At 63.8% G+C, this 5,962-nt stretch carries 7 protein-coding genes; 3 read left to right on the forward strand and 4 right to left on the reverse strand.

Features of this window, described 5'->3' with window-relative positions:
- Nucleotides 1-298: glutamine synthetase beta-grasp domain-containing protein (locus QZY06_RS07760; protein WP_295682482.1), on the reverse strand; the 298-nt coding region annotated here is incomplete at its 3' end.
- Nucleotides 299-413: 115 nt separating this feature from the next.
- Nucleotides 414-689 (reverse strand): hypothetical protein, encoded by a 276-nt coding sequence (locus tag QZY06_RS07765; RefSeq protein WP_295682484.1) that lies wholly within the window; start codon nucleotides 687-689, stop codon nucleotides 414-416.
- A 207-nt stretch (nucleotides 690-896) separates the two neighbouring features.
- Between QZY06_RS07765 and glyQ the strand changes: the two genes are divergently transcribed.
- The 3 genes from glyQ to gmhB are packed head-to-tail and all read left to right on the forward strand — an operon-like array spanning nucleotide 897 to nucleotide 4,585.
- Entirely contained in the window at nucleotides 897-1,814 is a 918-nt protein-coding gene (glyQ, locus tag QZY06_RS07770) for a glycine--tRNA ligase subunit alpha (RefSeq protein WP_295682487.1), read from the forward strand.
- 2 nt (nucleotides 1,815-1,816) lie between these two features.
- Entirely contained in the window at nucleotides 1,817-3,910 is a 2,094-nt protein-coding gene (gene glyS, locus QZY06_RS07775; RefSeq protein ID WP_295682490.1) for a glycine--tRNA ligase subunit beta, read from the forward strand.
- An 18-nt stretch (nucleotides 3,911-3,928) separates the two neighbouring features.
- The gene (gene gmhB / locus QZY06_RS07780; protein WP_295682493.1) at nucleotides 3,929-4,585 is read left to right on the forward strand and encodes a D-glycero-beta-D-manno-heptose 1,7-bisphosphate 7-phosphatase; all 657 of its coding nucleotides are present in this window, start codon (nucleotides 3,929-3,931) and stop codon (nucleotides 4,583-4,585) included.
- On the opposite strand, the gene QZY06_RS07785 is transcribed toward gmhB, so the two are convergent.
- Both QZY06_RS07785 and QZY06_RS07790 read right to left on the reverse strand, forming a co-directional pair.
- The gene (locus QZY06_RS07785; protein ID WP_295682496.1) at nucleotides 4,582-5,508 is read right to left on the reverse strand and encodes a hypothetical protein; all 927 of its coding nucleotides are present in this window, start codon (nucleotides 5,506-5,508) and stop codon (nucleotides 4,582-4,584) included. The two genes, gmhB and QZY06_RS07785, sit on opposite strands and share 4 nt — an antisense overlap.
- Nucleotides 5,505-5,962, reverse strand: a 458-nt coding sequence (locus QZY06_RS07790; RefSeq protein ID WP_295682498.1) for a hypothetical protein, incomplete at its 5' end; no start/stop codon positions are given. The genes QZY06_RS07785 and QZY06_RS07790, both read right to left, overlap by 4 nt.

A 5,962-nucleotide genomic window follows, 5' to 3' on the forward strand; every position in this document is an offset into this window, starting at 1 on the left:
CCTGCATGGTGGCCGGCTCGATCACGTCGCAGCTCAGCACCAGCGTGGTTTCTTCAAAGAACGGATCGATGAACGCAGTGCCGGCTTCCGGCATCAGGATCATGTCGGACTCGTTGATGCCTTTCCAGCCGGCGATCGACGAACCGTCGAACATCTTGCCGTCGACAAACAGGGCTTCGTCGATCGTGTGGGCAGGCACCGAAACGTGGTGTTCCTTGCCACGGGTATCGCAGAACCGGAAGTCGACAAACTTCACGCTTTTTTCGCTGATGATCTTGAGTACGTCTTTACCCGACATGGGGGTCTCCTGAGGGTGAAATGCGCTGGGGAAGCGGCGAATGGTGTAGCAGCAAATATGCCAGTTCAAGCCGGTTGTGCGCCAAAACGGGGCGCGAACTTGTGCTCAAGATCGTTCAGCCGGCCTTGCAACCCTTCAGGAACGTGGCTTTCTGCTCGCCGGAGAAATGTTCGCGTTCAGCGATCGACTCACAAACCTTGGCGCGTTGCTCGGGCGACACCGTGGCGGGCGCGCTCGGTGTGCTGCCGAGGCAGGCTTTCAGAAATTGCTCCTGCTGGTCGGCCGGCATCAGCTTGGCCTGGGCGAAGCATTGATCCGGCCCCTGAGCGGCAACCCGGGCGACCGGGAGCAAGCCCAGCATCAGCAGAGAAATCGACAGCATCCGCTTCATGGAACTCTCCTCGATGGCCCGCGGCGCAAGCGGCGGCGGCGAACGGAAACGGCTCGGCGACAGTCCGAATTTCGGCGTATCGCGACGGGCCGCGAGCGTAGCACGCAGCCCGAAAGCCCCATCGCCATTGGCTATACTCGCGACCCTTCCGGCCGCAGTCCGATCCCCGGAACCCCGTAGCCGCAGCCCGCCGAAGCACAAGAAACCATGACTTTCCAGGACCTCATCTTCACTTTGCAGACCTTCTGGGCGAAGCAGGGCTGCGTCATCGTCCAGCCGCTGGACATGGAGGTCGGCGCCGGCACTTTTCATCCATCGACCTTCCTGCGCGCAATCGGCCCGGAGCCGTGGAATGCCGCCTACGTGCAGCCCTCGCGCCGCCCGACCGATGGTCGTTACGGCGAGAACCCGAACCGTCTCCAGCACTACTACCAGTTCCAGGTGCTGATGAAGCCGAGCCCGCCGGACATCCAGAATCTGTACCTGGAATCACTGAAATTGCTCGGATTCGACCCGCTGGTTCACGATATCCGCTTCGTCGAAGACAACTGGGAAAGCCCGACCCTGGGCGCCTGGGGCCTCGGCTGGGAAGTCTGGCTGAACGGAATGGAAGTCACGCAATTCACGTATTTTCAGCAGGTTGGCGGGCTGGAATGCCGGCCGGTCGCCGGCGAGATCACCTACGGTCTCGAGCGTCTGGCGATGTACATCCAGAAAGTCGAATCGGTTTATGACCTGGTCTGGAGCAAGCATGTCGAAAAGGATGGTGGCGTCCGCATCGTCACCTACGGCGATGTCTATCACCAGAACGAAGTCGAGCAGAGCGCCTACAACTTCGAGCATGCCGATACCGCTGCGCTGTTCAAGCGCTTCGATGTTGCCGAAGCAGAGTGCAAGCATCTGATCGAGAACAATTTACCGCTACCGGCCTACGAGCGCGTACTGCAGGCCAGCCACAGCTTCAACATGCTCGATGCGCGCTCGGCAATCAGCGTTACCGAGCGTCAGGGCTACATCCTGCGGGTGCGCACCCTGGCTCGCTTGTGCGCTGAGGCCTATTACGCTGCCCGTGAAAAACTGGGTTTCCCGATGGTTAATGCAGCCAGCGCGACAAAGGCGGCCTGAACATGAGCTCAACTGCCCCGCTGCTGATCGAAATCGGCTGTGAAGACTTGCCGGCACGCTATGTCGTGCCGCTTGCCGAAGCGCTGTCCGCTGGCGTCACCAACGGCCTGTCCAAGCGCGGTGTCGCCACCGGCACCGCCCGGACATTTGCAACGCCACGCCGCATCGCTGTGCAGATCGATGCCGTCGCCGTGCAGCAGCCGGACCAGGCGGTCGAGCGCTCCGGTCCGGCCGTCGCCGCCGCGACCAAGGACGGCGTACCGACGCCTGCGGCGCTCGGCTTTGCCAAGACCTGTGGCGTCGAGTTCGCGGAACTCGGCGAGAAGAACGGCAAGCTGCATTTCTCGAAACTGCAGCCGGGCAAGGCAACGGCGTCGTTGCTGCCGGAAATCTTCGAGGAAACCCTGAAATCGATGGACGAACTGGTGCCCAAGCGCATGCGCTGGGGCTCCGGTGAAGAAACCTTCGTCCGTCCGGTGCAGTGGCTGACCGCGCTGCTCGGCACCGATATCATTCCATTGCGCCGTTTCGGCCTGGAATCTGGCCGCCTGAGTTATGGCCACCGCTTCCATGCGCCCGCTGCGATCACGCTGGCCGATCCGTCTGTCTACGTCGAAAGTCTCAGAAACGCCAGGGTCTGGGCTGAGGTTGCGACCAGAAAGACTGAGATCGAGCGCCAGATCAAGACCGAGGCCGCGAAACTGGGCGGAATCGCCAGAATCGACGCCAGCCTGCTCGATGAAGTGACCGCGCTGGTGGAGTGGCCGGTGGTCATTTCCGGGCGCATCGAGGAGCGCTTTCTCGAACTGCCGCCGGAAGTCATCGTCGCCACCGTCGAGACCAATCAGCGCTACTTCACGGTGTTCGATGGCGCCGGCAAGCTGCTGCCGTCGTTCATCACGATCTCGAACATAGAATCGAAGGACGTCGCCCAGGTCATTCAGGGCAATGAGCGCGTGGTTCGGCCGCGCCTGTCCGATGCCTTGTTCTTCTGGCAGCAGGATCTGAAGCTGCCGTTCTCCGATGAAGCGGCGTACACGGAAAAGTTGGCTTCCGCGACCTTCCAGAAGGATCTCGGCACCGTCGCCGACAAGCTGAAGCGCATCCATACGCTGGCGACGTTCGTGGTCGCCGAGAAGTTGGCGGAGAAGGCTGCGATCAATGCCGAGCAGGTCGAGGGCGCCTCGCGTGCTGCCAAGCGCTGCAAGTTCGACCTCGTTACCAAGATGGTTTACGAGTTTCCCGAGCTGCAGGGCGTGATGGGCGGCTACTACGCGCTCAAGGCTGGCGAATCCCAGGCAGTGGCCGATGCGATTCGCGAGCATTACCTGCCGACGCAGGCCGGCACCTCGATTCCGTCGGCTGTCGAAGGCCAGATCGTCGCGCTGGCCGACAAGCTCGACACCCTGGCTGGCATCTTCGCAATCGGCCAGAAGCCGACCGCCAGCAAGGACCCGTATGCGCTCCGCCGTGCCGCGCTCGGCATCCTGCGCATCCTGGTCGAAGGCAAGCTGCCGCTCGATCTCCGCGACTTGCTGAGCGGAGCGCTGCAGGAACTCCCGGCCGGCAAGCGCGACGAGGCCACGCTCAAGGAACTGCTGACCTTCGTCCAGGAACGCCACCGCGCCTGGCGTGTCGGCAGCGAGTTCGACGGCCGCCCGGTGACCGTCGAAATGTTCGAAGCGGTCGCCGCGCTCGGCATCACCCAGCCGCTCGATTTCGAAGCGCGTCTGCGGGCGATTCACAGCTTCTGGGCGCTGCCGGAAGCGGCCAGCCTCGCCGCTGCCCACAAGCGTGTCCGCAATGTGCTGAAGCAGGCTGGCGACGGCGGCTCGGACGTCGACGCCGCGAAGTTCGAATCAGCAGCGGAATCAGAGCTTTACGCGGCGCTGAACGCGGTCAACGCGGCGCCGGCCAGCGATTACGCCGAGCGCCTGAAGCAGCTCGCCAGCCTGAAGGCGCCAGTCGATGCTTTCTTCACCGGCGTGATGGTGATGGCCGATGATCCAGCGGTGCGCGCGAACCGGCTGGCGCTGCTGCGGCAGCTGGATCGGGTGTGTCGTGAGGTTGCGGATATTTCCTGTCTGCCGGGGTGAGGCCTTATTGGCGATGCGTTGAATCGCATCGCCGGTAAGGGCGAACGCCCGGCCAGGGATGGCCGGGCCGGCGGTCGTAAACAAGGCGGCAGCCGCGCCAGGGACGGCGTTACCATCCACGCCATGAAAATCGTGATCCTGGACAGGGACGGCGTCATCAACGAAGACTCCCCGAACTTCATCAAGTCGGTGGCCGAATGGCATCCGGTGCCCGGCAGCCTCGAAGGCATTGCCTTGCTGTGTCAGGCCGGCTTTCGGGTGTTCGTGGCGTCGAACCAGTCCGGCATCGGTCGCGGCCTGCTGGATTTCGATGCGCTGTTCGCGATCCACGACAAGATGCAGCGAGCATTGGCCGAGCTCGGCGGCCGCATCGACGGCGTGTTCTACGCGCCGGAGCATCCGGACCAGGCCAGCGTCATGCGCAAGCCGGCGCCCGGCATGCTGAAGGATCTCGGCAAGCGTCTGAATGTCAGCCTGGAGGGCGTGCCCTTCGTCGGCGATTCAGGCTCCGATCTGGAAGCAGCTCGCGCAGCCGGGGCGCGCCCTGTTTTGGTGCTTTCCGGGAATGGAAAACGCACCAAAACAAAGCATGGCGCGGCTGACATCGAGGTGTACGACGACCTGCTGGCCTTCGCGCGCACTCATATAGAGCGCTCTACAGCGCAGTCCTGCTAGGTAGCGGGCCGCCTGAACGGCCGCCAATCTGGCCAGAACCAGCCAGCCAGCAACAGCAGCGCCAGCCCGCCGGGGATCCAGCGCAGATCGGTATCGACTTCGGCCGGATGTGACAGCTTGCGATCGTGCAGCGCCTGATCCAGCGAGTGACTGTCGACCAGGCGCAGATAGTCGAAGCCGACAGTCTTGGCCAGCTGCTGCAGATGGGGCTCGCGCAGTTCTGAAAGATGCTCGTGGTTGGTGCCGCCGGTCGACGATGCGGCGCCGGCCCATTGCAGTACTTCGGTCCCGCGCCAGTAGCCGATGCGGGCGCCTTCAGTGTCGGTTTTCGGGATCGGCCGCGGCTCGTCGCCGCCAACGCCCACCACCCAGCCGCGCACTTCGCCGATCTGGCCGTCGTAGTTGCGCACCCGTTCCGGTGGCAGCGGCGGTGCTTCCTGGCCGTCGGTCATGAAGATCACCGTCGGCAACGGTTTCAGATCGCGGACATTGATCATCGTCCACAGCAGGCCTTCCTGGATTTCGCTGGACCGCTCGAAGGCCATGCGGCCGTCGATGCCGCTCAGCGCTTCGAGCAGTGCGCTGTAATTGCGGCAGACCTCGACCGGCGCCAGCAGCATGACGATCTTGCGGCCGGCGAACACGCCCCAGCCGATGCGGGTATCGCACTTCGGATTCTTCAGTGCTTCGGCGACCGAGTGCTTGGCGAATTCGAGACGGCTGACCGGCTTGCCGTCGAGCTGATAGTCCTCGACGTTCATGCTCTGCGAGACGTCGAAGATCACCAGGTGATCATAGGCATCGCGGGTCACCGGCAGCTTCGGCAACCAGGCTGCTGTCGCCAGCAGCACGAACACCGGCAGCAGCAGCCAGCCACCGCCGCGCAGCGCGTTCCGCAGATAGCCACCGAAGCCGGGCCTCACGGCAGCTCGGGCTTGTCGCCGTTCGGGCGTTCGACCGAGGGTGGCGGCGTGGCGTCGACATTGCCGTCGTCCGCTTCCGGCTCCAGCCACAGGGCGCGTTCAAGGTTGTAGCGCGCTTCCCAGTGCAGCGGGTCTTCGTCGAGCACGCGGCGGTAGGACTGCTTGCCGAGTTCGACCAGGGTACGGCCCTTGGCCACTTGCTCGTTGCCGATCAAGCGCGCCTGCCGCATGTGCAGATTGGCGAGGTCGTAGCGGGCGATCAGGCGGATGTCGTCGCGTGGCGATTGCGCCAGCGCTTCGAGCGCTTTCAGCGCGCGTTCGTAGTCCTCGGTGTGGGCGATGGCGACTGCGAAGGCCAGCGCGGCTTCCGGCGTGTCCAGTACCGGCGCGGCCAGCTGGCCACCGGCTTCGGCAACCCGGCTTGCCTCTGCGGCGTAGGCCGAGGCCTCGGCGA

It is taken from the genome of uncultured Nevskia sp., from assembly GCF_903885465.1.
In the GTDB taxonomy this organism is placed as follows: domain Bacteria; phylum Pseudomonadota; class Gammaproteobacteria; order Nevskiales; family Nevskiaceae; genus Nevskia.